Annotated in this window: 21 protein-coding genes; 7 read left to right on the forward strand and 14 right to left on the reverse strand. The window is 75.1% G+C overall.

Going from position 1 to position 23,296, the window contains the following annotated elements:
- Positions 1 to 495: 495 nt before the first annotated feature.
- Positions 496 to 1,623, forward strand: a complete 1,128-nt coding sequence (rsgA, locus tag ACFVHB_RS16070; protein WP_380321379.1) for a ribosome small subunit-dependent GTPase A — start codon at positions 496 to 498, stop codon at positions 1,621 to 1,623.
- 135 nt (positions 1,624 to 1,758) lie between these two features.
- On the opposite strand, the gene ACFVHB_RS16075 is transcribed toward rsgA, so the two are convergent.
- Positions 1,759 to 2,214, reverse strand: a complete 456-nt coding sequence (locus ACFVHB_RS16075) for an ASCH domain-containing protein (RefSeq protein WP_380321382.1) — start codon at positions 2,212 to 2,214, stop codon at positions 1,759 to 1,761.
- A 176-nt stretch (positions 2,215 to 2,390) separates the two neighbouring features.
- On the opposite strand from ACFVHB_RS16075, the gene ACFVHB_RS16080 reads away from it, so the two are divergent.
- Positions 2,391 to 3,986: a DNA-3-methyladenine glycosylase 2 family protein gene (locus ACFVHB_RS16080; RefSeq protein WP_380321385.1), complete on the forward strand. Its 1,596-nt coding sequence runs from the start codon at positions 2,391 to 2,393 to the stop codon at positions 3,984 to 3,986.
- Between the two features lie 227 nt (positions 3,987 to 4,213).
- Positions 4,214 to 4,723, forward strand: coding sequence for a methylated-DNA--[protein]-cysteine S-methyltransferase (locus ACFVHB_RS16085; protein WP_380321388.1), 510 nt, complete (start codon positions 4,214 to 4,216; stop codon positions 4,721 to 4,723).
- 12 nt (positions 4,724 to 4,735) lie between these two features.
- On the opposite strand, the gene ACFVHB_RS16090 is transcribed toward ACFVHB_RS16085, so the two are convergent.
- From ACFVHB_RS16090 to ACFVHB_RS16100, 3 genes are read right to left on the reverse strand one after another with little or no spacing between them, the layout of a single operon-like run.
- Complete coding sequence (locus ACFVHB_RS16090; RefSeq protein ID WP_380321391.1) at positions 4,736 to 5,044, reverse strand: VapC toxin family PIN domain ribonuclease; 309 nt, start codon at positions 5,042 to 5,044, stop codon at positions 4,736 to 4,738.
- A 46-nt stretch (positions 5,045 to 5,090) separates the two neighbouring features.
- Positions 5,091 to 5,609 (reverse strand): GNAT family N-acetyltransferase, encoded by a 519-nt coding sequence (locus ACFVHB_RS16095; RefSeq protein WP_380321394.1) that lies wholly within the window; start codon positions 5,607 to 5,609, stop codon positions 5,091 to 5,093.
- Positions 5,610 to 5,649: 40 nt separating this feature from the next.
- Positions 5,650 to 6,192, reverse strand: a complete 543-nt coding sequence (locus tag ACFVHB_RS16100; protein WP_380321397.1) for a MarR family winged helix-turn-helix transcriptional regulator — start codon at positions 6,190 to 6,192, stop codon at positions 5,650 to 5,652.
- Between the two features lie 144 nt (positions 6,193 to 6,336).
- Between ACFVHB_RS16100 and ACFVHB_RS16105 the strand changes: the two genes are divergently transcribed.
- Complete coding sequence (locus ACFVHB_RS16105) at positions 6,337 to 7,800, forward strand: MFS transporter (RefSeq protein ID WP_380321400.1); 1,464 nt, start codon at positions 6,337 to 6,339, stop codon at positions 7,798 to 7,800.
- A gap of 71 nt (positions 7,801 to 7,871) precedes the next feature.
- Here ACFVHB_RS16105 and ACFVHB_RS16110 read toward each other — a convergent pair whose 3' ends face one another.
- The 3 genes from ACFVHB_RS16110 to ACFVHB_RS16120 all read right to left on the reverse strand — a co-directional run bounded on the left by ACFVHB_RS16110 (position 7,872) and on the right by ACFVHB_RS16120 (position 9,795).
- A complete protein-coding gene (locus tag ACFVHB_RS16110; protein ID WP_380321403.1) occupies positions 7,872 to 8,567 on the reverse strand; it encodes a DUF305 domain-containing protein in 696 nt (231 codons plus the stop codon).
- Positions 8,564 to 9,229, reverse strand: coding sequence for a DUF3105 domain-containing protein (locus ACFVHB_RS16115; RefSeq protein WP_380321406.1), 666 nt, complete (start codon positions 9,227 to 9,229; stop codon positions 8,564 to 8,566). Before ACFVHB_RS16115 ends, ACFVHB_RS16110 begins: the two co-directional genes overlap by 4 nt.
- 131 nt (positions 9,230 to 9,360) lie before the next feature.
- Entirely contained in the window at positions 9,361 to 9,795 is a 435-nt protein-coding gene (locus ACFVHB_RS16120) for a hypothetical protein (RefSeq protein ID WP_380321409.1), read from the reverse strand.
- A 344-nt stretch (positions 9,796 to 10,139) separates the two neighbouring features.
- Here ACFVHB_RS16120 and ACFVHB_RS16125 point away from each other — a divergent pair, with 344 nt between their 5' ends.
- Positions 10,140 to 11,834, forward strand: a complete 1,695-nt coding sequence (locus ACFVHB_RS16125) for a hypothetical protein (RefSeq protein ID WP_380321412.1) — start codon at positions 10,140 to 10,142, stop codon at positions 11,832 to 11,834.
- A gap of 94 nt (positions 11,835 to 11,928) precedes the next feature.
- On the opposite strand, the gene ACFVHB_RS16130 is transcribed toward ACFVHB_RS16125, so the two are convergent.
- The 4 genes from ACFVHB_RS16130 to ACFVHB_RS16145 form a co-directional block, all read right to left on the reverse strand.
- Positions 11,929 to 12,534 (reverse strand): TetR/AcrR family transcriptional regulator, encoded by a 606-nt coding sequence (locus ACFVHB_RS16130; RefSeq protein ID WP_380321415.1) that lies wholly within the window; start codon positions 12,532 to 12,534, stop codon positions 11,929 to 11,931.
- A 154-nt stretch (positions 12,535 to 12,688) separates the two neighbouring features.
- The gene (locus ACFVHB_RS16135; RefSeq protein WP_380321418.1) at positions 12,689 to 13,732 is read right to left on the reverse strand and encodes an agmatine/peptidylarginine deiminase; all 1,044 of its coding nucleotides are present in this window, start codon (positions 13,730 to 13,732) and stop codon (positions 12,689 to 12,691) included.
- A gap of 32 nt (positions 13,733 to 13,764) precedes the next feature.
- Positions 13,765 to 15,486, reverse strand: coding sequence for an urease subunit alpha (locus tag ACFVHB_RS16140; RefSeq protein WP_380321421.1), 1,722 nt, complete (start codon positions 15,484 to 15,486; stop codon positions 13,765 to 13,767).
- Complete coding sequence (locus ACFVHB_RS16145; protein ID WP_380321424.1) at positions 15,483 to 16,193, reverse strand: urease subunit gamma; 711 nt, start codon at positions 16,191 to 16,193, stop codon at positions 15,483 to 15,485. The genes ACFVHB_RS16140 and ACFVHB_RS16145 overlap by 4 nt, the downstream gene beginning before the upstream one ends.
- A 594-nt stretch (positions 16,194 to 16,787) precedes the next feature.
- Between ACFVHB_RS16145 and ACFVHB_RS16150 the strand changes: the two genes are divergently transcribed.
- Both ACFVHB_RS16150 and ACFVHB_RS16155 read left to right on the forward strand, forming a co-directional pair.
- On the forward strand, positions 16,788 to 17,189 hold the full coding sequence (locus tag ACFVHB_RS16150; protein ID WP_380321427.1) for an ATP-binding protein: 402 nt from the start codon (positions 16,788 to 16,790) through the stop codon (positions 17,187 to 17,189).
- Between the two features lie 350 nt (positions 17,190 to 17,539).
- Positions 17,540 to 19,789 (forward strand): SpoIIE family protein phosphatase, encoded by a 2,250-nt coding sequence (locus ACFVHB_RS16155; RefSeq protein ID WP_380321430.1) that lies wholly within the window; start codon positions 17,540 to 17,542, stop codon positions 19,787 to 19,789.
- Positions 19,790 to 19,820: 31 nt separating this feature from the next.
- On the opposite strand, the gene ACFVHB_RS16160 is transcribed toward ACFVHB_RS16155, so the two are convergent.
- The 3 genes from ACFVHB_RS16160 to ACFVHB_RS16170 all read right to left on the reverse strand — a co-directional run bounded on the left by ACFVHB_RS16160 (position 19,821) and on the right by ACFVHB_RS16170 (position 23,019).
- Positions 19,821 to 20,858, reverse strand: a complete 1,038-nt coding sequence (locus ACFVHB_RS16160; RefSeq protein ID WP_380321433.1) for a DUF2637 domain-containing protein — start codon at positions 20,856 to 20,858, stop codon at positions 19,821 to 19,823.
- 201 nt (positions 20,859 to 21,059) lie between these two features.
- Positions 21,060 to 21,989 (reverse strand): (2Fe-2S)-binding protein, encoded by a 930-nt coding sequence (locus ACFVHB_RS16165; protein WP_380321436.1) that lies wholly within the window; start codon positions 21,987 to 21,989, stop codon positions 21,060 to 21,062.
- Positions 21,990 to 22,167: 178 nt separating this feature from the next.
- Positions 22,168 to 23,019, reverse strand: coding sequence for a hypothetical protein (locus ACFVHB_RS16170; protein ID WP_380321439.1), 852 nt, complete (start codon positions 23,017 to 23,019; stop codon positions 22,168 to 22,170).
- Positions 23,020 to 23,296 lie beyond the last annotated feature (277 nt).

The raw sequence follows: 23,296 nt of genomic DNA on the forward strand, positions 1-23,296 counted from the left end.
TCCCCGTTCGACCCCGCTCGACCCCCCGTGGGCGGTGTGCCGACGGCGCACCCTCCAGGACGAGGGCGGCGCGGTGGCGGTTGCGGTGACGGGATGTCCCGGGGGCGGGTGAGTGGCGGTGCGGGGGTCGCTGGGGGCTCCGCGGGTGGCTCCGGGGGTGGCTCCGGGGTGGCCTCGTGGCGCCTCCGGGGTGGCCTCGTGGCGCCTCCGGGGTGGCTCCGGGGTGGCTCCGGGGTGGAGAAACCGCAGGTGGAAAACCGGTTGGCGGGGGACCGGGTGATCGCTACGGTGTGACCAGTCCGGTTCGGGGGCCGTCCATGCGTCGGCCCGAGGAGAAACAGGAGGTGAGCCACGTGATCGTCGTTGTCGTCACGGCTGCCCCGGGCAGCGCTCGCACACACCACCTCTCCCTCCCGGCCGCCGGCTGACGCCGCTCCAACCGCGCGCGCAGCCGCAGCCCGGCGGGATCACATTCCTCCCGAAGGGCCCACTGCGTTGTTCAACGCTGCCTCCGTTCCGTCTTCCCTCCTCACCCCCGCTTCCTCGGACTCCTCGGACCCGCTGGCCGACTACGGCTGGACGGACGAGTTCGCCGAGCACTTCGCCCCGCTCGCCGAGGCCGGGCTCGTCCCGGCCCGGATCGTCCGGGTCGACCGGGGCCAGTGCGACGCCGTCCTGGTCGACCCGGGGACCGGCGAGCCGAGGACCGTCCGGGCCGACACCCGGCCGGTCGGCGACGCCGACATGATCAACTGCCCGTGCACCGGCGACTGGGCGGCCGTGGACCTCGCGGCCCAGCCGATGCCGGCCGTCGCGGCGCTGCTGCCGCGTTCCACCGCGATCATCCGCAAGGTGGCCGGCAAGCGCTCCGACGGCCAGGTGCTGGCCGCCAACGTCGACACCGTGCTGATCGCCGCCTCGCTCGCCGCCGAGCCCGACCTCGGCCGGATCGAGCGGTTCCTCGCCCTGGCCTGGGAGTCCGGCGCCGAGCCGGTGGTCGTGCTCACCAAGGCCGACCTGGTGGACGACGCCGAGTTCATCCGCGCCGACGTCGAGGCCATCGCGCCCGGCGTCACCGTGCTGGTGGTCAGCGCCGAGACCGGCGAGGGGGTGGACGTGCTGCGCGCCTGCACGCCCGGCACCACCGCCGTGATCGGCCAGTCCGGCGTCGGCAAGTCCACCCTGACCAACGTGCTGGCCGGCGCCGACGTCATGGCCGTCCAGCAGGCCCGCGCGGTCGACCAGAAGGGCCGCCACACCACGACCACCCGCGAGCTGATCCCGCTGCCCGGCGGCGGCGTGCTGATCGACACCCCCGGTCTGCGCGAGGTCGGCCTCTACGGCGGCGAGGGCGTGGCGATGGCCTTCGCCGACATCGAGGAGCTGGCCGAGGGGTGCCGCTTCCACGACTGCAACCACCACACCGAGCCCGGCTGCGCCGTCCAGGCCGCCCTGGCCGACGGCACGCTCCCGGAGCGCCGGATGGAGAGCTACCGCAAGCTCCAGCGCGAGAGCGAGTGGATCGCCTCCCGCTCGGACGCCCGGCTGGCCTCGGCCCGGGTGAAGAAGTGGAAGACCATCACCAAGGAGATGCGCGCGATGGGAGGCACCGTGAAGTGGTGACCTCACCGAAGCCGTGAACCGCCCCGCGGGCCGGTCCGGGCCGGATGATCCGGACCGGCCGAGGGGGGCGCGGTGCCGCTCGTCGCGGTGCCGGAGCCGTGCTGCTCGTCGCGGTGCCGCTCAGCGCCGTGCCGCTCAGCGCAGGTCGGCGATCAGGCGGAAGCGCTCCAGGATCACCGGCGTGCCGTCGTCCACGGTGAAGTCCGGGTCACCGAGGGCGGCGCGCATCTCCGCGCTGTGCCAGAACCGCTCGTGCACGGCGCGCCACTCGGCCACGCTCGTGTAGCCCTCGCCCTCGTCCAGGGCGTGTCGGAGGTCGACCTCGTCGAGACGGACGACCCGGACGTCCGTCGTCACGGTCACCGCGACCGGCCGGCCGTCCGAGTCGACCACCGCCCGGTGGACGTCCACCTGCGGCAGCGGGTCGCCCGCGTGCTCGTAGTCGGCGAGCAGCCCGGTGGTGCTGGTCTTGGCACCGCTCAGGACCGCCGCGACGAGCTGGTCGCGCAGCGGTCCGGGGAACGCGAACTCCTCCAGCGGGAGGGCGGCGACCCGGGGGTCGTCCGGCCCGGTGTACGGCTGCTCGCTCATGGGGACTCCAGTCGGACGGTGGGCGGGGCACCGGCAGCGTAACCGTCGGCCGGGGCCGGCGGCGCGCGGTTTTCCCGGCGCCGTACGTGCCCCGACCGTGCTCGGACCGTGCCCGGGACGGCCCCGGCCGTGCCCCGCCGTCCGCCCGGACGGGGCTGTCCCGGCCCTCGACGCCCATGTCCGATATCCGCCAGTCGACCGGCCGGCGGTGCCGCAGACTGGACAGCGTGATCGACGACGACATCCGGTACCGAGCCGTGGACAGCCGCGACGCCCGCTTCGACGGCGTGTTCTTCACGGCCGTCACCTCGACCGGCATCTACTGCCGACCGAGCTGCCCCGCCGTGACCCCCAAGCGTGCCAACTGCACCTTCTACCCCAGCGCCGCCGCCGCCCAGGGCGCCGGATTCCGCGCCTGCCGCCGCTGCCGGCCCGACTCGGTGCCCGGCTCGCCGGAGTGGAACCACCGCGCCGACCTGGTCGGCCGCGCGATGCGGCTGATCGGCGACGGGGTGGTCGACCGCGAGGGCGTCGCCGGCCTCGCCCAGCGCCTCGGCTACAGCGCCCGCCAGCTCCAGCGCCAGCTCACCGCCGAACTCGGCGCCGGGCCGATCGCGCTGGCCCGCGCCCGCCGCGCCCAGACCGCCCGGCTGCTGCTCCAGACCACCGAACTGCCGGTCACCGAGATCGCGTTCGCGTCCGGCTTCGCCTCCGTCCGGCAGTTCAACGACACCGTCCGCGAGGTCTACGACCGCACCCCCAGCGGGCTGCGCGCCGAGGTCACCGCAGGCCGGCGCACCGCCACCCCGGCCGGCGGCCTCACGCTGCGCCTCGCCTACCGGGGCGCGCTCGACAGCGACCACCTGATCGACTTCCTGGCCCTGCGTGCCGTCCCCGGCGTCGAGGAGGTCGTCCCCGGCGCACGCCCCGGCGTCCGCACCTACCGCCGCACCCTCGGCCTCCCGTACGGGCACGGCATCGCCGAGGTGGACGGGCTCGCGCCGGCGGAGCCGCGCAACCGCGGCTGGCTGGACTGCCGGCTCTACCTCGCCGACCTGCGCGACCTGCCGACCGCCGTCCAACGGCTGCGGATCCTCTTCGACCTGGACGCCGACCCGGACACCGTGGACGAGCAGCTCGGCGCCGACCCCGTGCTCGGCGCGCTGGTCCGGGCGCGCCCCGGCCTGCGCTCGCCCGGCCACGTCGACCCGCACGAGCTGGCCGTCCGCGCGGTGCTCGGCCAGCAGGTCACCGTCGGCGCCGCCCGCACCCTGGCCGGCCGGCTCGCCGAGAAGTACGGTGCCGCGCTGCCCGAGCCCAGCGGCGGACTGCGGCTGCTCTTCCCGGCCGCCGGCGCCCTGGCGGTGGCCGACCCCGAGGACTTCGCGATGCCCGCCGCCCGCCGCCGGGCGCTCACCGGACTCTGCGCCGCGCTCGCCGAGGGCGTCGTGCGGCTCGACGGCGGCGTCGACCGGGAGGAGGCGGCGGCCCGGTTGCTCGCCCTGCCCGGGATCGGCCCGTGGACCGTCGGCTACCTGCGGATGCGGGCGCTCGCCGACCCGGACGTCTTCCTCCCGAGCGACGTCGGCATCCGCCACGGCCTCACCCGGCTCGGCGCCCCCGGCGACCCGAAGTCCGCGGCCCGCGCGGCCGAGGCCTGGGCCCCCTGGCGCTCCTACGCCGTCCACCGGCTGTGGGCCGCCCCCGCCCCCGCGAACGACCAGAGCGGCACCGACCAGAGCGGCACCGGAACGGAGAAGCAGGACGCATGAGTGAGCGGAGTGAGCGGATCATGGGAAGGTGCGCGTTGTGCGAAGCGCCTGGCGAGCGCAGCGAGGTGGGCGCATGAGTGAGCGGAGTGAGCGAGTCATGGGAAGGTGCGCGTTGTGCGAAGCGCCTGGCGAGCGCAGCGAGGTGGGCGCATGAGTGAGCGGAGTGAGCGAGTCATGGGAAGGTGCGCGTTGTGCGAAGCGCCTGGCGAGCGCAGCGAGGTGGGCGCATGAGCACCACCGTCTTCACCCACATGGACAGCCCGTTCGGCCGGCTGCTGCTCAGCGGCGTCCGGCCGGCGGACGGGGGACCGGCCGCCCTGGCCACCGTCACCGCGCCCGGCCAGAAGTACGCGCTCGCCGAGCCGGCCGACGACTGGGTCCACGACCCGGAGGCGCTGGCCGAGCCGGTCGCCCAGCTCACCGCGTACTTCGCCGGTGAGCGCACCACCTTCGACCTCCCGCTCGCCCCGGTCGGCACCGAGTTCCGGCAGAGGATCTGGGCCGCGCTCGACGCCATCCCCTACGGCGGGACGGTCACCTACGGACAGCTCGCCGCCCTCGCCGGCGCCTCTCCGGCGGCCGTCCGCGCGGTCGGCGGCGCGGTCGGCGCCAACCCCCTCCTCATCGTCCGCCCCTGCCACCGCGTCCTCGGCGCCAACGGCACCCTCACCGGCTTCGCCGCCGGCGTGGACCGGAAGCGCTGGCTCCTGGACCTGGAGAGCGGCGCACTGTTCTGACGACGAGCCGCATCAACCACCGAGGTCGTCCGGCAGCAGCCGGAAGGCCTCGTGGTTGCTCAGCGGCCGGATCGCCCGGAAGAGCCTCCGGTCGACGGTCAGCACGGCGTCGGTCCGGAACTCGGCGGCGAGCACGACGTTGATCGCGTCGGTCAGGCCGATGTTCAGGTCGGGGTAGCGGCGCATGATGATCCTGGCCGCGCCGAGGTGCGAGCCGACCTCCGGGACCTCAAAGCGGCCGACCGTGCACCGGTCGATGACGTCCTCGAGGACGCGCGTCGCCCCGGTGGCGCCCAGCGTGCGGTGTGCCAGGTAGTCCAACTCCGCGAGCACGAGTGGAGACGCCGTAGTTCATTGGCTCCGTCGCTCATCCGGCCTCCTCCAGCAGATTGACGCGCCAGTTGTTGCTGCGCATGGGGCGGCCGGGCGGGAATTCGAAATCCGTTTCACCCAGGAGGGTGAAGCCGGCCTTGCGGCAGACGGCGTTGGAGGCGGGGTTGTCGACGGACGGGAAGGCGTGCAGGTAGCGGTGGCGGGCGCCGGTGCGGGCGGCGGCGACGGCGGCGCGGGTGGCGCGGGCGGCGATGCCGCGGCCCTGGTGGGGCGGGAGGACGTTCCAGCCCATCTCGTAGACGGTCCCGCCCCGCCAGCCGCGGGCGGCGTAGCCGACGGTGCCGACCGGTTCGGCCTCGCCGGCCAGCACGATGCGGAACATGCAGCCGAGACCCGAGGGGACGAAGTCCAGGTAGCGGGCGTGCCGGACGAGCAGCTGCTCCTCGGTCTCCGGTCCGCCGACGTGCTTCTTCATCTCGGGGGTGTTGACCCGGCGCAGCAGCGCGAGGTCGGCATCGGTCCAGGGTTCGAGGTGGATCCGCACGGCGTCCATGCCGGGACGCTAGCGTCGGCGGGGAGCCGACGGCACCGGATTATTCGAGGGAGGGCGGCTCGGCCAGCGCGCGGGCGAGCCGGTCGAGGGCGGGAAGCGCCTGCATGACGGCCTCGCGGTCGGCGGAGGAGAGGGTGTCGAGTGCGGTCGCGATGCGGCGTTCGTGGGCCCGCTGCCAGTCGTCCAGCTGGCGCCGGCCGGCCGGGGTGAGGGCGATGCGGGCGGTGCGGCGGTCGCCGGGATCGGCCTGGCGGTCGACGAAGCCGGCCTCCAGGAGCTTGCCGACGAGGCCGCTGACGGTGTTGGGGGCGAGCCGCTGGCGGGCGGCCAGTTCGCCGACCCGCAGCGGTGCGGCGGCGAGGGTCTGGAGGAGCTCGACCTGCGCCATCGGCAGGGACTCCCACGGGTAGTCGGTGCGGATGCTGCTGCGCAGGGCGCGGCGCAGCCGGGTGACGACGTCGGTCAGCCGCCGGGCGCGCTCGATCGCCGGCTGAGCGAGGTCGGCCGACGCGGGGCCCGGACGGTCCGCGGCCGCGTGCTGGGGGTCGGCGGCGGGGTCGGGAACGGGCGGTGACGGCGACATGGCCGACAGCGTATCGCCTGGTGGCGGCGGTCAAGAGGCCGCTCCGGCGGCCCGGGACCGCCCACCCGTCGCGACGGGCGCCGATGAGATCGCACACGACAAGCTCGCGCAACGAACATATCTGCATCCGATATATTTCGCCCCATGAACACCGCCGCCCTCGCCGCCAGGCTGCTCACCGAGCGACCCCGGCCGCGCGGCATCGCCGGTTGGCGGCACGCGCACTGGCTGGCCGTCGGCACCGTCTGCCTCGGGGCGTTCCTCGGGCAGCTGACCGCCAGCGTCACCGCCCTCGTGTTCCCCGCGCTCGGCCGGCACTTCGGGGCCGGCTTCGCCGCCGTGGAGTGGGTCGCACTGGCCTACCTGCTGGTGCTGGTCGCGCTGCTGGCGCCGGTCGGCCGGCTCTCCGACCTGGTCGGCCGCAAGACCGTGTACGTCGGCGGCTTCGCCGTCTTCGCGCTGGCCTCGCTCGGCGCGGGCCTGGCCGGCAGCCTCGGCGTGCTGGTGGCCTGCCGGGCCGTCCAGGCGGTCGGCGGCGCGATGATGCAGGCCAACAGCGTGGCCCTGGTCGCCCGCGGCGTGCCCGAGCACGCGATGCGGCGGGCGCTGGGCGTCCAGGCCGCCGCCCAGGGGCTCGGTCTGGCGCTCGGCCCCAGCCTCGGCGGGCTACTGGTGGAGCACGCCTCCTGGCGCTGGGTGTTCTGGATCAACGTGCCGATCGGCGTCCTGGGCATCCTGGCCGGATGGTTCCTGCTGCCCCGCACCCGTACCGGAAGCCCCCCGGCGCGGCAGGAGGACGGCCGCTTCGACCTGCCCGGCCTGCTGCTGCTCACCGGCGCCACCACCACGCTGCTGCTCGCCCTCTCCACCGCGTCCGGCCTGCCGCTGCCGGGCTGGGCGGTGGTCGCGCTGCTGGCGGCCTCGGTGGTGCTCTCGCTCGGCCTGGTCCGCCGGGAGCGCCGGGCGAGCCGGCCGATCCTGGCCCCCGGGCTGGTCAACACGCCCGGTGTGCGACCGGGCCTGGTGGTCTCGCTGAGCGGCTACCTGTTGCTGTTCTGCCCGCTGGTGCTGGGCCCGGTGCTGCTCGCCGCGGCCGGCGTCCCGGTGGCCCGGGCCGGCCTGGTGATCACGCTGCTCCCGGCCGCGTTCGCGCTCGCCGCGACGGCCGGCGGCAGCCTGCTGCCGCGGGGCTGGTCGGACGTCACCCGCTGCCGGGCCGGTGCGGCCCTCGCGGGTGCCGGGCTGCTGCTGTTCGCGGTGCTGCCGGTGGGCGCGTCGTCCACGGCCGGCCCGCTGCCGCCGGCCGGCCCCCTCGTCCTCACCGGCTGGGGGCTGGGCCTGCTGCTGCCCGCCAACAACGCGCTGGTGATGCGGGCGATCCCGGCGGAGTGCTCGGCGGTCGGCGGCGGCATGGTGAACATGGCCCGCAGTCTCGGCACGGCCCTCGGCACCGCGTTGCCCGTCCTCGGTGTCCACCTGGCGGGCGCGGCGGGCGGCGGCCGGGCGGTGCTGTTCGCGCTCGCCGCCGTCGCCGTGCTGGCGGTGGTGCTGAGCCGCCCCGCCGGCGGCCGGGCCCGCCGGGAGGAAGCGGCGGTGGCCAGGGCCTGAACGCCGGCCGGGGTGTGGCCGAACGGCGAGGCCGTCCAGCCACACCCCGGCCGGGGGGCGGGCTCCGCGCGTCAGGCGGGGACGCCGGGGGCGGCGCCGCGCTCCTTGAGCATGTCGGTGATCAGCTGGATCTCCGAGGTCTGCCCGACCACCATCGACTGGGCGAGCCGCTTCTCGGTGTCGTTCTTCGCCAGGTCGACGTAGCCCTGGGCCATCTCCACCCCGCCCTTGTGGTGCTCCAGCATCAGCTGCAGGTAGTACACCTCGGCCTCGCGCCCGCTGAGCGAACGCAGCTTGGCGAGCTGGGCGTTGGTGGCCATGCCGGGCATCAGCGAGCCGTCGTGGGCCTCGTAGGTGTGGTTCATCCTCATCCACACCATGGGCTTGGCCGGCGAGTGCTGCGACAGCCCCCACTGGTCGAGCCAGCCCATCATCATCCCGCGCTGGTTGGCCTGGGTGTTGATGATGTCGAAGGCGAGCGTGCGGACCGGCTCGTCGGCCGTGCGGTCCCGGACGATGAACGACAGGTCGACGGCCTGCTGGTGGTGGGTCGCCATGTCGCGGGCGAACCCGGCCTCGGGCGAGTCGTCCGCCGGCGCGGTGAGCGCGGAGGAGCCCGAGGCGGACGTCCCGCTCGCCACCAGGGCGGGTATCCCGAGCGCGAGGGCGAGCGCGGCGGCCAGCGCGGCCGGCCACCAGAGCCGCCGGCGGGAGGCCGCCCGCGGCGCCTCGCCGTCCTCCTCGGGCGTCACCGGGGCGGCGGTCACATCTGCCCCATGGTGCAGGAGGCGCCGGGCTCCTGGGTCTGCTTGCCCTGCACGTACTTGGTGAAGAACTCGTTCACCCGCGGGTCGTTGGCGTTGTCCACGACCAGCTGGGTGCTCCACGCGCTGAGCGTGATGGTGCCCTTCTCGTCCGGGTACGGGCTCATCAGCGAGTACGGGGTGGCCTTCACCTTGTCGGAGAGGGTCTTGATGTCCTCCGGCGTGGCCTTGCCGTTGTAGGTCACCCAGACCGCGCCGTGCTCCAGCGAGTGGACGGCGCGCTCGTTCTCGACCGGCTGGTCGTAGACGTGGCCCATGCAGTCCAGCCAGATCGCGTTGTGGTCGCCGCCGACCGGCGGGGTCATCGGGTAGTTGACCTTGTCCTTGACGTGGTTGCGGCTCAGGTCGCCGAAGGTCTGCACGCCGTCGATCGGCGCGCTGGCGGCGGCCTCCTTGGCCTTCTTGTCGTTGTTGGCGTCGACCACGATCCAGGTGCTGGTGGCGATCGCGGCGATCACCAGGACGCCGACGGCCACACCGGCGATGATCTTGTTGCGGCGGTCGCGGCGCTGCTCGGCGGCGCGGAGCTCGGCGATCCGGGCACGGCGGTCGGGCATGCCCTGCCTGCCGCCGGACTTGTTGGACTGCTTGGAGGCGGAACCCATGTGGTGTCCTTGTCCCCGCCACGCGGTGGCGCGGCGGTCTGAAGAGGGGGGTGGAGGGGCGGATCCGTCGGCCGTGCCCTCCCGCCGTCCGTCCGGGCGGGCGGGGAGGTCGGACCGGCGGCGGGTTCCGCTCAGGACCGGTGGACTTGGAGCTCGTGCAGATCGGGTGCCGGGTGCGGACCGTCCAGCAGCCCGCGCGGCACCACCCGGGGCAGGGCCTCCGGGGTGTCCGGGCGGGGTGTCACGGCCGGCTGGGGCTGCGGCGGCGGGTTGGGCAGCTGGGCGTCCTGGCCGCAGGACGGGTGACCGGAGCAGCCGTTGTTGCGGTGCGGCGGCTCGCCGTCGACCGAGCACCACGTCCAGTGCCGCGGCTCGTCCACGTGGCGCGTCGCGTGGGCGGCGGCGCTCGGCGGGCCGGGCGTCTCCGCCGTTCCGGCCGTCGTCGCGAACCCGGCCGGGGCGGCCGCCGGCGGGACGGACCGGTCGGTCGGGACCGCCTGGGCCCGGCCCGCGCACGGGAGCGCCGTCAGCAGTCCGACCAGCAGCAGGACCCACAGCACACCCACCGGGCGGCCCGCGGGTGCGGCCCTCCCCGGTCGGGGCGATACGGGGGCCGACGCGGTCATGCGCACATTTAATCAGCCGAACGAGTGAAGCGATGCCCCTCCTCAGCCTCCATTTTCGGCGCCCGGAGGGACCGAACACCCCGTAAACGCCCTGCTCGGGGCAGTTCCGGCAAGCACGGACGGAACGGAAGCGGAACACGGGGCAAAGCGGGTGATCGGGATCATCCGATCAGTGCACCGTTTGTCGCCGAAACCCGGACAGCGTCGTTGCTCCTTGGAGACAATGACGTCGAGCCCGGCCCCGCCGGGGGCGGCGCGCACACGGACCGACCAGGAGCCGCCAGATGAGCACACAGGGTGCACCCGCACAGCAGCACCGGCCGGACGACGGCTGGTGGGACACGGTCTACGCGGGACCGGCGGGCACCCTTCCCGACACTCCGGACGCGGCCCCGGGGGAGGGCAGCGTCGACGACTGGTTCGAGACGGCGGCCGGGTTGATCGGGCGGCAGCGGACCGACGAGCCGGCCGCGGAGCCGGTACCGGTCGAAGCGGTACCGGTCGAGGCGGTGGTGGAGGCGGCGGCGCGGCCGGGGCCCGAGGCCGATCCAGCGCTCGAACCGGTGCTGGAACCCGCACTGGAACCCGAGCCGGAGCCGACGACCGTAGCGGCGGTTGCGGGAGGGGCCGCGGGCGGGGACGCGGTGCTGGAGCGGGACAGCATCGACGACTGGTTCGACACCGCGGCCGGTGTGATCGGGCAGCAGCGCGCCGCGGACGAGACCCACCGGTTCCCCGCCCCGTCCTGGTCGGCCGGCGTGCCGGCGGCAGCGACCGTACCGGAGCCGGAGCCGGAGCTAGAGGTGCAGGCCGAGCCGCAGCCCGAGGCGGAACCGGAGCCCGAGCCCGAGCCGCAGGTGGCGCCCGCGTCCGCGCCCGTGCTCCGGAAGACGCCCGAGCCCGAGCCCGAACCCGAGCCCGAACCCGAGCCCGAAGCGGCTTCCGAGCCGCAGCCCGCCCCTGAACCCGGACCCGCCCCTGAACCCGGACCCGCCCCCGAACCCGAGCCCGCCGCCCCCGCGGTGCGGCCGGGCGCCCGGTCGGTGCTCGCCGAGGCGGCGCCCGCCGTCCCGCACGTCGGCGAGCGCCCGCCCACGTACGGGCCCGAGCCGACCGCGGTGCCCGAGGCGGACCCCGGCACGCTGGGCGCCGTCGTGCCGGACACCGTGCTGGAGGGGGCCCAGTACGCCTCTGCCACCCTGCGCGCCGTCTCCGTCCGCGGCGACTCCGCCCGCTACCGGGGCGAGCCCCGCCGCGACGCGCTGCTGGTGACCCGCTTCGGCGAGGGCACCGACGGGCTGCTGCTCGCCGCGCTGGGCGGCTTCGACCGGACCACCGCGGCCGAGGACGTGGCCGCCGGGACCGTCGCGACCGCCACCGCCGAGGCCTGCCGCCAACTCGCCACCGCGATCGGCCGCAGCCGGGCGGGGCTCGCCGCCGACCTGCGCGCCGGCGCGCGCGACCGCCTCCGGTACGGCCTCCAGCGGCTCGCCACCAGCGCGGCCGCCCCGCTGCGCGCCCTCGCGCCCGGGTCGGAGGGCGAGGACGAGGACGGCACGCCGTCCCCCGCCGCGCTGCACTGCCTGCTGCTCTCGCTCGACCCGGCGGCCACCTACCGGGCGGCCTTCGGAGTGGGCCCGGGCGGTCTCTACCTGCTGCGCTCCGGCCACTGGATCGACGCGTACGCCGCCCGGCTGCTGCACCACCCGGACGGCCAGCCGCCGGTCCCGGAGGCCCCGGTGCCGGACCCGCGCCCGTTCCGCTTCCGGATGGTCCCGGCCACGCCGGGCGACATCCTGCTGCTCTGCACCCCGGGCCTGGCCCGGCCGATCGCGGACGAGCCGGCCGTCGCCCACTTCCTCTCCACCCACTGGGCCCACCCCCACCCGCCGGGCACCGTCGACTTCCTCCGCCAGGTCCAGGTCCGCGCCAAGGGCTACGCCGACGACCGCACGGCCGCCGCGATCTGGACGGAGTGAAGGACCGCGGGAACAAGGAGGAGCGCAGGACGAAACAAGGAGGACCGCGGGACGAAGAGGGACCGCGGGAAGAAGAGGAGAGCGGAGGAGCCCGTCAGTCCTTGGCGGCGAGCAGGGTGCGGAAGGCCGATCCGGCCAGCTGCAACGCCCGGGGCCGGTGGGCGCCGGGCAGGCCGAGGGCGACCGGGACGGCGAGGCCGTCGAGCAGGGCGCGGATCTGGGCGGCGCGTTCGGCGGCGGTCCCGGCGGAGAAGTGGCCGGTGGTGCTGCCCTCGTCCAGGAGGGCGACCAGGTCGGCGTCCCACGGGGCCTCGATCTCCAGCTGGCCCTGCCGGAGTTCCTCGCTGGCGGGGGAGCGGCCCCACACCTCGACCCAGAGGATCCACCGCGGGTCGCCCGGGCCCTCGGGCAGGTAGAGCCGGGTGTACTCGCCGAGCCGGTCCCAGACGTCCCGGCCGCCGTCGGTGAGGGCGGTGTGCCGGCGGGCGCCGAGCTGGTCCTCGCTCCAGCGCAGGGTCTCCAGCAGCAGGTGGTCCTTGCTGCCGAAGTAGTAGAGCAGGTGCCCGGCGCTCATCTGGAGCTGCTTGCCGAGCCCGGCCATGGTGAGTTTGGCGAGCCCGTGCTCGGCGATCGCGGCCCGCGCGGTGGCGAAGACCTCCTCGCGGGGGCGCGCCGGGCGGCGCGGACGGGCGTCCGCCATCTGCTGTTCTCCTCTGTGGCTCGGGGACCTCACGATACTGGGCGCGCCCGAAGGGCCCCGGAGCGGGAAGTCGGCCGGTCCGACTTCCCACTCCCGCGCGCACGGCTCGGGCCGCCGTGGCCCCGGCCGGCGCGGCGCCGACCCGCCAAGAGCGTCAGGCCTTCGGCTGCTGCTGGGTGATGCAGTGGATGCCGCCGCCGTTGGCGAAGATCTCGCGGGCGTCGACCAGTTCGACGGTCCGGCCCGGGTAGGCCCGCTCCAGGACGGCCTTGGCCTCCTCGTCGCGCGGGTCGTCGAAGGCGCAGAGGATCACGGCGCCGTTGGCCACGTAGTGGTTGATGTACGAGTAGTCGACCGGCTCGCCCTCCTCGTCCAGCAGGACGGTGGGGGCGGGCAGTTCGATCACTTCGAGGGTGCGGCCCTGCGCGTCGGTGGAGGCGCGCAGGACGGCGACGAGCTCCTGGCAGACCTCGTGGTCCGGGTGGGCCGGGTCCGGCTGGACGTGGGCGACCACGACGCCGGGGCGGACGAAGGAGGCGACGATGTCGATGTGGCCGCGGGTGCCGAACTCGTCGTAGTCGCGGGTGAGTCCGCGCGGCAGCCAGATGGCCTTGGTGGTGCCGAGGAAGGCGTGCAGCTCGGCCTCGACCTCCTCGCGGGTCCAGTCGGAGTTGCGGCCCTCGCCGAGCTGGACGGTGTCGGTGACGAGCACGGTGCCCTCGCCGTCGACGTGGATGCCGCCGCCCTCGTTGATCAGGCGGGAGGCGAAGCGCTGGACCTCCGTCAGCTCGCTGATGTGCTCGGCGATGTGCTGGTCGTTGTCCCAGCGGGCCCAGGACTGCGCGCCCCAGCCGTTGAAGATCCAGTCGGCGGCGGCGAGCGAGCCCTTGCCGTCGATCAGGAAGGACGGGCCGATGTCGCGCATCCAGGCGTCGTCCAGCGGCCGCTCGACGATCTCGACCTGCTCGGAGACGTACTTGCGCGCCTCCGCGGTCTCGCCGGTGTTGACCACCAGGGTGACCGGCTCGTACCGGACGATCGTGTTGGCCACCGCGGCCCAGGCCTCGCGGCCGGCGTGCAGGTGCTCCGGGCTGTCGAAGGTCGGGTTGCTGGTGGGGAACGCCATCCAGGTGCGGTCGTGCGGGTGCCACTCGGCGGGCATCCGGTAGCCGAGCGAGGCGGGGGTGGGGGAGGTCATCTTCGCGTCCTAGGAAGGGTGGTGAGGGCGGGTCAGAGGAAGTACAGGCGGCTGAGCGAGACGCTGTCGGCCGGCTCGGAGCGCAGCGGGGAGCCGTCCAGCGAGACCAGGCCGGTCTCGGTGACCTGGACGTCGCCGACGCGGGCGTTGCGCACCATGTCGCGCGGGCCGATGCCGCGGGTGTTGCGGACGCCGACGCGGCGGCGGCGGGTCGGCAGGCCGTCCGCGGCCCGGTCCAGGTAGGCGCCGTCGGCCGCGGCCTGGGCGACGAAGGCGACGGAGATGTCGGCGGCGGTGGCGCCGTGGGCGCCGAACTGGGGGCCGAGGACGAGGGGTTCGCAGCGGTCGGTGGAGGCGTTGGGGTCGCCGACGACGCCGTAGGCGGGGAAGCCGGCCTTGAGGACGAGCTGGGGCTTGGCGCCGAAGTGGTCGGGGCGCCAGAGCACGATGTCGGCGAGTTTGCCGGTCTCGATCGAGCCGACCTCGTGGGCGAGGCCGTGGGCGATGGCGGGGTTGATGGTGAGTTTGGCGATGTAGCGCAGGACGCGTTCGTTGTCGTCGCCGCTCTCGGTGGTGCCGTAGGAGCCGGTGCCGTCGAGGGGGCCGAGTTCGGCCTTCATCTTGCCGGCCATGGCGAAGGTGCGGCGCACGGTCTCGCCGGCGCGGCCCATGCCCTGGGCGTCGGAGGAGGTGATGCCGATGACGCCGAGGTCGTGCAGGACGTCCTCGGCGCCCATGGTGCCGGCGCGGATGCGGTCGCGGGCCATGGCGGCGTCGCCGGGCAGGTCGACCTTGAGGTCGTGCGCGGAGACGATCATGCCGAAGTGCTCGCCGAGCGCGTCGCGGCCGAACGGCAGGGTGGGGTTGGTGGAGGAGCCGATGACGTTGGGTACGCCGGCCATCTTGAGGACGTTGGGGACGTGTCCGCCGCCGCAGCCCTCGATGTGGAAGGCGTGGATGGTGCGGCCTTCCAGCACCTTGAGGGTGTCCTCGACGGAGAGGCACTCGTTGAGGCCGTCGGTGTGCAGGGCGACCTGGACGTCGTACTCCTCGGCGACGCGCAGGGCGGTGTCCAGGGCGCGGGTGTGGGCGCCCATGTCCTCGTGGACCTTGAAGCCGGAGGCGCCGCCCTCGGCGAGGGCCTCGATCAGGGGGGCCGGGTCGGAGGAGGATCCGCGGCCGAGGAAGCCGATGTTGACCGGCCAGGCGTCGAAGGCGTTGAAGGCGTGGCGCAGCGCCCAGGGGGAGTTGACGCCGACGCCCCAGACCGGGCCGAACTCCTGGCCGATGATGGTGGTGACGCCGGAGGCGAGCGAGGCCTCCATGATCCGCGGCGAGAGCAGGTGGACGTGGGTGTCGATCGCGCCGGCGGTGGCGATCAGGCCCTCGCCGGAGACGATCGTGGTGCCGGTGCCGACGACGACGTCCACGCCGTCCAGGGTGTCCGGGTTGCCGGCCCGGCCGATCGCGGCGATCCGGCCGCCGATCAGGCCGATCGAGGTCTTCCGGATGCCCTGGACCGCGTCGATCACCAGCACGTTGCTGATCACCACGTCGCAGGTGTCGCGGACGGCGGCGGGCTTGAGGTGCAGGCCGTCGCGGGCGGTCTTGCCGAAGCCGGCCAGGAACTCGTCGCCCGGCGCCTGCGAGTCGGACTCGACCCGGACGATCAGCCCGGAGTCGCCGAGCCGGATCCGGTCCCCGGCCCGGGGGCCGTGCACGGCGATGTAGTCGTGAGGAGTGATGGCGGTCACGAGGGCACCTCGGCGTCGTCGAAGCTGGTCAGGTAGCCGGTCGCGCGGGCCTTGGCCAGCGCGGCCTCCTTGGCGCCGGGCGCGTCGAGCGGGCCGTCCACCAGGCCGGCGAAGCCGATCGCGACCCGCTCGCCGCCGATCGGGACGAGGCCGACCTCGACGGTGGCGCCCGGGTCGAAGCGGACCGAGGAGCCGGCCGGGACGGCCAGGTGGGTGCCGTACGCGGCGGCGCGGTCGAAGGCGAGGCGCGGGTTGGCCTCGAAGAAGTGGAAGTGCGAGGTGACCGAGATCGGCACCTCGGAGGTGTTGTGGACGAGGAGCACGACGGTCTCCTCGACCGGGTCGTAGCCGGCGCCGTCGCCGATCAGCGCGCCGCCGGGGGCCTCGTCGCCGAGCGAGCCGGCGCCCTTGAACGGGTCGTTGACCACGGCGAGGCGGGTGCCGTCCTCGAAGACGGCCTCGACCTGGATGACGGTGACCACGTCCGGGACGCCGGGCAGGACGTCGTCGGCGGTCAGCACGGAACGGCCGGCCTCGATGGCCTCGGCGAGGCGCTTGCCGTCGCGGGCGGCCTCGCAGACGGTGTCCGCGATCAGGGCGTGCGCCTCGGGAACGTTGAGGCGTACGCCTCGGGCACGGCGGGCGCGGGCCAGCTCGGCTGCTGTGAAGATCAGCAGCCGGTCCCGCTCGGTGGGGGTCAGTCGCACGGTTCCTCGCTCGCGGTCGCCGGGGAGGGGGGAGGGGGATGGAGTTAGAACGGCGTTCAAACTTCTCGGGCCATTGAACCCGGCCCCGGCCGCCCTGTCCAGCGTTGCCCGTCCCCGGGTGTTCGGCTCGCCGGGAGCCGCCATCGGGTCCGCGGGCGTGTCGCGGGCCGCGGAGTGGGCCGGGGCGCAGGCCGGGGCGTGCCGGGCGCACACCCCGTCCGGCGATGGCCGGAAGGCGTCGAAAACCGCCCGTACGCTTCGCAAACCTGTCCGGCGCGAGCAGTTGGATCACGCGGGCCGCCCCGTGCCCCTTTCACCTCGGGTGATCGCACGCACACTGTTGCAAAGGCCGAAAGCTGGGCATGAGGATGGTGGTCAGAAAGAGGGGGCCACCCGGCCGGCGGGGGATCCGGTCCCGGGTGCCCGGAACGAGGGCGGGGGCATGTGTTGATGGACGGTCAGTCGCGATTCCCGCGGCAGCGGACGAATTCGGGGGATGCCTTCCGGTCCCGGCCCCAGGGGGGCGCGCCGGGCGCGGCCGACGTCACGGGGGGTGTCACCGGAGCGGAGAACTCCTCCCCGTCCGGCGCCCCGGTGCCCGGCTGCGCACTGCACCGCCGGCTCCACCTGGCGGTCGAGGCGGCCGACCTCGTCGCGGTCGGCGCGGTCCGGCGCCGGCTGCGCTCCGCGCTCAGCCACTGGGGGGTGCCGGAGCTGGCCGACACGGCCGAGCTGCTCTCCTCCGAGCTGGTCACCAACGCGCTGCTGCACACCGGCCAGGGCGCGGTCTTCGACGCGGTGCTCACCGCCGACCTGCGGCTGCGGATCGAGGTCCAGGACGGCGCGGCCAGGCTGCCCGGCCGCCGCCGCGACCCGGAGGCCGAGTACGCCACCTCGGGGCGCGGGCTGGTGCTGGTCGAGGCGCTGGCGGACGCCTGGGGCGTGCAGCTGCGCGGGGACGGCAAGGTCACCTGGTTCGAGCTGGCCTCGCCCTGACCCGACCGTGGGTCCCGCGCCCGCCCGTCCCGCCCGGTCGCCCCGTCCGCGCCGGAGTTCCGTTCCGTGGAAGAATGCCCGCGAAATCGCGTCGTTCGCCGTCGAACGGAACGTCGCGGTGAAGGCCCGTCGGAAGATTTCCGGCTCGTTGCCATTGCCGCTCGGCCCAACATTGGCCAGGATGGTGGGAATGTGTGTCCACGTGCGGCAAGCAGCGGGGAGACCTCACCTCGACTGACCACCGCCCGTCGGCACGGTCCGATCCAGCACCACCCGATCACACCGCCACACGGCCCGTCCGAACCGTCAGAACGGTCGGCGCGGTCCGCCACGGCAGCGGCAGGAGCAGCATGCCCACAGAGCCCGAGTCCCCGGGGCCGGCGCTCCCTCCCGGTCAGTCCACGACCGGGGCGGGGCGGGCGAGACCACCCGCGCAGGCGGTGCGCCGGCACGCGCTGCGGACCGCACAGGGCCTGGCGGCCGGGCGGCTGGCGCCGATGCTCTCCGGCGGGCTGCCGGTCGCGTCGGGGGATTCCACGCCGGACTGGCTGGAACCGGCGATGGCCGCCAACGGCATCGGCTCCTTCGACTGGGACATCCGCCGCGACGTCCTGGAGGGCGACCAGCGGGCCTGCACGATCATCGGCCTGGACGGGGCCGACCGCAGCCGCTTCGACCGCACCTCCGCCTCCTTCCTGGCCCTGCTGCACCCCGAGGACGCGCCCGTGGTGCGCCGCCGGGTCGAGCGCGCGGTGGCCGAGCTCGGCCAGTGCGGCGCCTACTACCGCACGGTCGGACCGAACGGCACCATGCGGGCGGTCCGGTTCCGCGGCCGGGTCCTCGCGGACGCCTTCGGCCGTGCCTCCCGGATGGTCGGCTTCGTCTGGGACGCCACCGTCGAACTGCACAAGCGCGACCGCGCCGACCGGATGGCCCTGCTGCGCGAGGAGCGCTCGCGGTTCATCAAGGAGGCCGCCCGCGCCCTCTCCGAGGCCGTCACCGTCCGTGACGTCGCCCGGGTCTTCACCGAGCTGCCGCTGCCCGGCCTGCCGCCGGACGGCCTGGTCCTGGCCTCCTTCGAGGCCGGCCGGGTGCAGATCCTCGGCGCCTCCGGCTACCGGGCCGACGAGCTCGCCGTCTGGGACCGCTCGGTGCTTCCCGCCGCCCACCCGGCGGCCGAGGCGCTGCGCAACCGCGCGCCCGTCTTCATCGCCGGCCGCGACGAGTTCCGCGAGCGCTACGCGGAGGTGTGGGAGCCGACCAGCCGGACCGGCCGCAGCTCGTGGGCGTTCCTGCCGCTGGTGGCCAGCGGCCGGGCGATCGGCGTCTGCGTGGTCAGCTTCGACGACGACCGCGAGCTGGACGCCGACGAGCGCACCCTGCTCTCCACCCTCGGCGGCCTGGTCGCCCAGTCACTGGCCCGGGCCCGGCTGCACGACGCCGAGCACGAGCTGGCGGCCGGCCTGCAGCGGGTGATGCTGCCGCGCACCGTCCCCTCGGTGCCCGGGGTCACCACCGCCGTCCGCTACCTGGCCGCCGGCTCGGGCCTGCAGATCGGCGGCGACTGGTACGACGTCGTCCCGCTGCCCGGCGGGCACGTCGGGCTGGTGATCGGCGACGTCCAGGGGCACGACGTGCACGCCGCCGGGATCATGGGCCAGCTGCGGATCGCGCTGCGCGCGTACGCCGCCGAGGGCCACCCGCCGGCCGCCGTGATGGCCCGGGCCTCGCGCTTCCTCGCCGACCTGGACACCGACCACTTCGCCACCTGCACCTACGCCGAGGTGAACGTCGACTACGGCGTGGTGTACGCGGTCCGCGCCGGGCACCTCGACCCGGTGGTCCGCCGGGGCGACGGCACCGCCACCGTGGTCCCGGTCGCGGGCGGGCTGCCGCTGGGCATCGCCCCCGACGAGGAGTACCGGGTCACCCGGTTCAGCCTGGACCCGGGCGAGACGGTGCTGCTCTGCACCGACGGCCTGGTCGAGGCCCGCGGCATGGACCTCGACGACGGCGTCGCCCGGCTCACCTCGGTGCTCTCCGGCCCGCTCGGCGAGCGGGACGGCTCCGGGCGCGACCCGCTGGAGGGCCTCGCCGACCGGATCGCCGCCCAGGCCGCCGACGACAGCGAACGCGAGGACGACATAGCGCTGCTGCTGCTGCGCTGGGACGGCCCGGAGGGCGGGCTGGCCGCCCAGCAGCTGCGCCGCCGGATCGGGCAGGCCGACCTCGCCCGGATCTCCGAGGTGCGGGCCGAGCTGCGCGACGCGCTGCGCCGCTGGGGCGTCGCCGAGCTGGTGGACACCGCCGAGCTGCTCGCCTCCGAGCTGGTCACCAACGCGATCCGGCACACCGACCGGGACGCCATGTTCACCGCCCGGCTCTACCGGGAGCCGGTGGCCGACGGCGGCCGGGCCCGGCTCCGGGTCGAGGTGGAGGACGAGTCCGACCTCTGGCCGACCCGCCGGACCCCGGGGGAGCAGGCCTCCTCCGGACGCGGGCTGATGCTGGTCGAGGCACTGGCGGACGGCTGGGGCGTGGAGCCGCGCGGCTCGGGCAAGCGGATGTGGTTCGAGCTCACCGCCACGCCGGCGGCGTAGCCGCGGCCCTGCGCGGGCCGCGGCCCGGGCCTCAGCCGAACTGCTGCTCCAGGTCCTTCAGCTTGCGCTCCAGCGAGTCCAGCCGGGGCAGCTCGGCGGTGTCCTCCTCCAGCGTGAGGTCGATGGTGCGGCGCTCCGGACGGGCCGGCAGGCCCGGCTGCACCACCGCGCCCCCGGCCGGGGCCGGCGGTTCGACGGCGGGCCGGTCCGTCACCGGCCCGCCGGCTATCGCGGGCTCCTGGCCGGACTCCAGCTGCCGGGTGGCCGTGCCGCGCTGGCGCCAGACGCTGTTGGTGCGGTTGATGGCCCGGATCTCGGCCCGTTCGCGGCGGCCGGCCAGCCGGCGGCGCTCCTTCTCCGCGATCTTCTCCCGCTTCTCCTCGCGCACCTCGTCGACCGCCTCGTCCAGGCTGCGGACGCCCTCCAGCAGCATCAGCGACCAGGCCGCGTAGGTCTCGCGCGGGGCGCGCAGCCAGCGGACGATCCGGATCTGCGGCAGCGGGCGGGGGACGAGCCCCTGCTCGCGCAGGGCGGCCCGGCGGGTCTGCTTCAGCGCCCGGTCGAACAGCACGGCGGCCGACAGCGACATCCCGGCGAAGAACTGCGGCGCGCCGGCGTGGCCGAAGCCGCGCGGGGCGTGCACCCAGTTGAACCAGGCCGAGGCGCCGGCGAACAGCCAGACCAGCAGGCGCGAGCCGAGCGCCGCGTCGCCGTGGCTGGCCTCGCGGACGGCGAGGACCGAGCAGAACATCGCCGCGCCGTCCAGGCCGAAGGGGACGAGGTACTCCCAGCCCCCGGAGAGGTTGAGGTTCTGCACGCCGAATCCGACCAGGCCGTGGAAGGAGAGCGCGGCCGCGACGGCGGCGCAGCAGAACAGCAGCGTGTACGAGGCCGCGCCGTACAGGGACTCCTTGCGGCGGCGGCGTTCCTCGGAACGCTCCCAGGAATCCGTGCCGCCCGGTCCGGTCGCGGATCCCCGGTTCCGGGCCAGGGCCACCAGCAGGGCGGTGACCAGGAGCCCCGCAACGCCGGTGACGGCCCAACCGAGCGGTATATCGGACAATTTCATCGCCTGGACCAGCCTCGCTTTCCTGCGTCGTGATGGCGGGGACCATCATGACGGATGCTCGGCCGGGGAATGGCTGATTCGACGTCAATGCGCTGGGGAGAGGGATTTCTGACGTGGGAGAAGTCGCATTGTCGTATTAATTTGGGGTGGATATTTCCCGGAATTCCGGGCTCGGCGCGCACCGTTCCGCGGGGAATTCGGTCAACCTCGCGTGACGCGGGGGCAGCCGCCGCACATTCCCTCGGGCTGGACGGTGTAGACGAGGCAACAGCTGGCCCGGCCTCGGTCGGTGGTCGAAGCATCCGGTGGCGCGGGGGTGAAGCCCGCGCCGGGCGTGAACGGTGCGACGGAGGCGGCGGACGCCGCGGACGCGCCGGGTGCGCACGCCGTCGGCCCGGGCGCGAGCAGCCCGGACAGCTCGGTGCGGGCCCGCTCCTCCTCGCCGAGCAGCCCGCCGACGTACCAGAGGCCCTCCACCACCGCGTCCGTCGCCATCGCCCAGAGCGTGCGCGGGCCGCGCCGCACCTCCGGGCGGAAGGCCCCCAGTACGGGCGTCAGGAACCCGGCCAGCGCGGACCGCAGTACGGCCGCCAGCTCGGGTTCGCCCGCCACCGGGCGGGCGTCGGCCAGGCCGGCCGCCGGGTCGTCCGGCAGGCAGGCGAAGGCACCCGGCCGGGCGGTCAGCTCACCGGTGCGGCGGCGGACCGAGACGTCCTCGGGGGCGAGCAGCGGCACCCGGCGCTCCAGGAACCAGGGCAGGGTGAACAGCAATCCGGTCGGCCAGGTGAAGCGGTGCAGGCCGAAGCCGGCCGCGACGTCGGGGCGCAGCGCCCGCCCGTACCGGGCCAGGCCGTCCCGGGCGTCGTGGGCGATCAGCTCGCGCAGCGCCTCCGGGCGGGCGACCAGGTCGGCGCCGGTGAGCCAGCCGTCGCCGCTGCGCGGCGGGGCGCAGTGCACCCGCAGGGCCGGGAACAGTTCGCCGAGCCGCCGGTAGCTCGCGGCGCACGGCCGCGGGCCGTCGTGGGCGGTGGGGCCGTCGGCCTCGGCCGGGGAGGCGGGGGAGACGGGAGTAATGGTGTCCGGGGCGGCCGGAACGGGGGTGCCGCAGTGGGCGGTGCTGCTCACGGTCATGGTGCGGGCCCCATCGGGTCGACCGGAGCCCTGCCGGACCGCCCGGTCCGTCCCGGCCGGTGGGGTGCGGGCGGGCGCCCCCGGGCCGGGCCCGGCCGGCCGGGGCATGGCGGAGCCCGGGGAACGGCAAGGCGAACCCGGCCGGGGTACTGCTCCCCCCGGCCAGGTTAGGCTCACCTTAGCTGATGCTTCCCCGGGGCTGCCTTCCGATGCGTCCGTCCGGGGGAGCGCCCGGCGTGCGCGCCGCGCCCAACTGGCGCGCGAGCCAGACCGGAACGCCTCCGAGCGCCTGCACCAGCCGGGCGGCCTCCGCCCGCAGCCGAGTGGCCTCGGCGGGTTCGGAGACCTCGGCCAGCGCCGCCAGCGCGGGCGCCACCCCGACCGTGAAGCCCAGCTGCTCGCGCAACCGCAGCGAGGCGTCGAAGCCCTCCCGGGCCCGCTCGCGGTCCCCGGCGGCCTGGGCCAGCGCGGCCAGGTGCCGCCAGGTGTGGGACCGCAGCAGTTCGTCACCGCGCTCGCCCGCGCCGTCGTGCGCCCGCCGGTAGGCGATCCAGGCCGCCGTCCGGTCGCGCAGCAGGTTCTCCGCGACCAGCCCGCGGCGGAAGTCCAGCAGCGGGCGCCCGGGGGCGTCCGGCGGCAGCAGCGCGGAGGTCCGGCCGAGCGCCGCCTGTGCCTCGTCGAGCCGGTCGCGCGCGCCGAGCACGCTGGCGACGTACGCCAGGAAGCCGCGGGCGCACGCGGCGGCCGCGCGCTGCTCGGTGGTGCCGACCACGGCCTCGGCCAGGCGCAGCGCCTGTTCGGCCGGGGTCCAGTGGGCGGCCGTGAACAGACACTGCTCGATCAGGAGTTCGGCCCGGCCGAGGGCGGCCGTCGGGTCGCGCTCGGCAGCCGGCCGTAACAGCTCCGCGGCCTCCTGCCAGCACGCGCGGGACCGCAGCCGCCATACGGTGTCCCCCGGCTCCCGGGGGGCCGCCCGGCCGCGCACCTCCCGCCCGTCCCGGCCGCTCGGGTCCCATCCGTGCTCCGACAACGCCACCTCCTTGTGCGCGCCATCCAGCAGGGCGCAGGCCTTCCCCAGGGGCGTGCCCTGCGGGTCCCCGCCGGATCCGGCGGAACCCGAAAGGCGCGCCCACGCCTGCGTCGTGGCGGCAATTCAACACGGGGGTGAGCTTGTGCACCAGATCACGAGCGGAGGTTGTTGCGTTCGGCGGCGGAATGATCTAGGGCGCCTCCGGCACGTCACGCGCTCGTGGCCCCGGCGCGACCGGGACGGGGCCGGGACGCGGTCGGGGCCGGGGCCGGGGCGG

Source organism: Kitasatospora sp. NPDC127111 (assembly GCF_042677465.1).
Taxonomy (GTDB): Bacteria; Actinomycetota; Actinomycetes; order Streptomycetales; family Streptomycetaceae; genus Kitasatospora.

Excerpts from the sequence above, each read along its gene's own strand:
- ACFVHB_RS16075 (WP_380321382.1), bottom strand. The coding sequence starts at position 2,214 with ATGAGCGAGCAGCCGTACACCGGGCCGGACGACCCCCGGGTCGCCGCC.
- ACFVHB_RS16080 (WP_380321385.1), top strand. The coding sequence starts at position 2,391 with ATGTCCGATATCCGCCAGTCGACCGGCCGGCGGTGCCGCAGACTGGAC.
- ACFVHB_RS16085 (WP_380321388.1), top strand. The coding sequence starts at position 4,214 with ATGAGCACCACCGTCTTCACCCACATGGACAGCCCGTTCGGCCGGCTG.
- ACFVHB_RS16095 (WP_380321394.1), bottom strand. The coding sequence starts at position 5,609 with ATGGACGCCGTGCGGATCCACCTCGAACCCTGGACCGATGCCGACCTC.
- ACFVHB_RS16100 (WP_380321397.1), bottom strand. The coding sequence starts at position 6,192 with ATGTCGCCGTCACCGCCCGTTCCCGACCCCGCCGCCGACCCCCAGCAC.
- ACFVHB_RS16105 (WP_380321400.1), top strand. The coding sequence starts at position 6,337 with ATGAACACCGCCGCCCTCGCCGCCAGGCTGCTCACCGAGCGACCCCGG.
- ACFVHB_RS16115 (WP_380321406.1), bottom strand. The coding sequence starts at position 9,229 with ATGGGTTCCGCCTCCAAGCAGTCCAACAAGTCCGGCGGCAGGCAGGGC.
- ACFVHB_RS16125 (WP_380321412.1), top strand. The coding sequence starts at position 10,140 with ATGAGCACACAGGGTGCACCCGCACAGCAGCACCGGCCGGACGACGGC.
- ACFVHB_RS16130 (WP_380321415.1), bottom strand. The coding sequence starts at position 12,534 with ATGGCGGACGCCCGTCCGCGCCGCCCGGCGCGCCCCCGCGAGGAGGTC.
- ACFVHB_RS16135 (WP_380321418.1), bottom strand. The coding sequence starts at position 13,732 with ATGACCTCCCCCACCCCCGCCTCGCTCGGCTACCGGATGCCCGCCGAG.
- ACFVHB_RS16155 (WP_380321430.1), top strand. The coding sequence starts at position 17,540 with ATGCCCACAGAGCCCGAGTCCCCGGGGCCGGCGCTCCCTCCCGGTCAG.
- ACFVHB_RS16160 (WP_380321433.1), bottom strand. The coding sequence starts at position 20,858 with ATGAAATTGTCCGATATACCGCTCGGTTGGGCCGTCACCGGCGTTGCG.
- ACFVHB_RS16165 (WP_380321436.1), bottom strand. The coding sequence starts at position 21,989 with ATGACCGTGAGCAGCACCGCCCACTGCGGCACCCCCGTTCCGGCCGCC.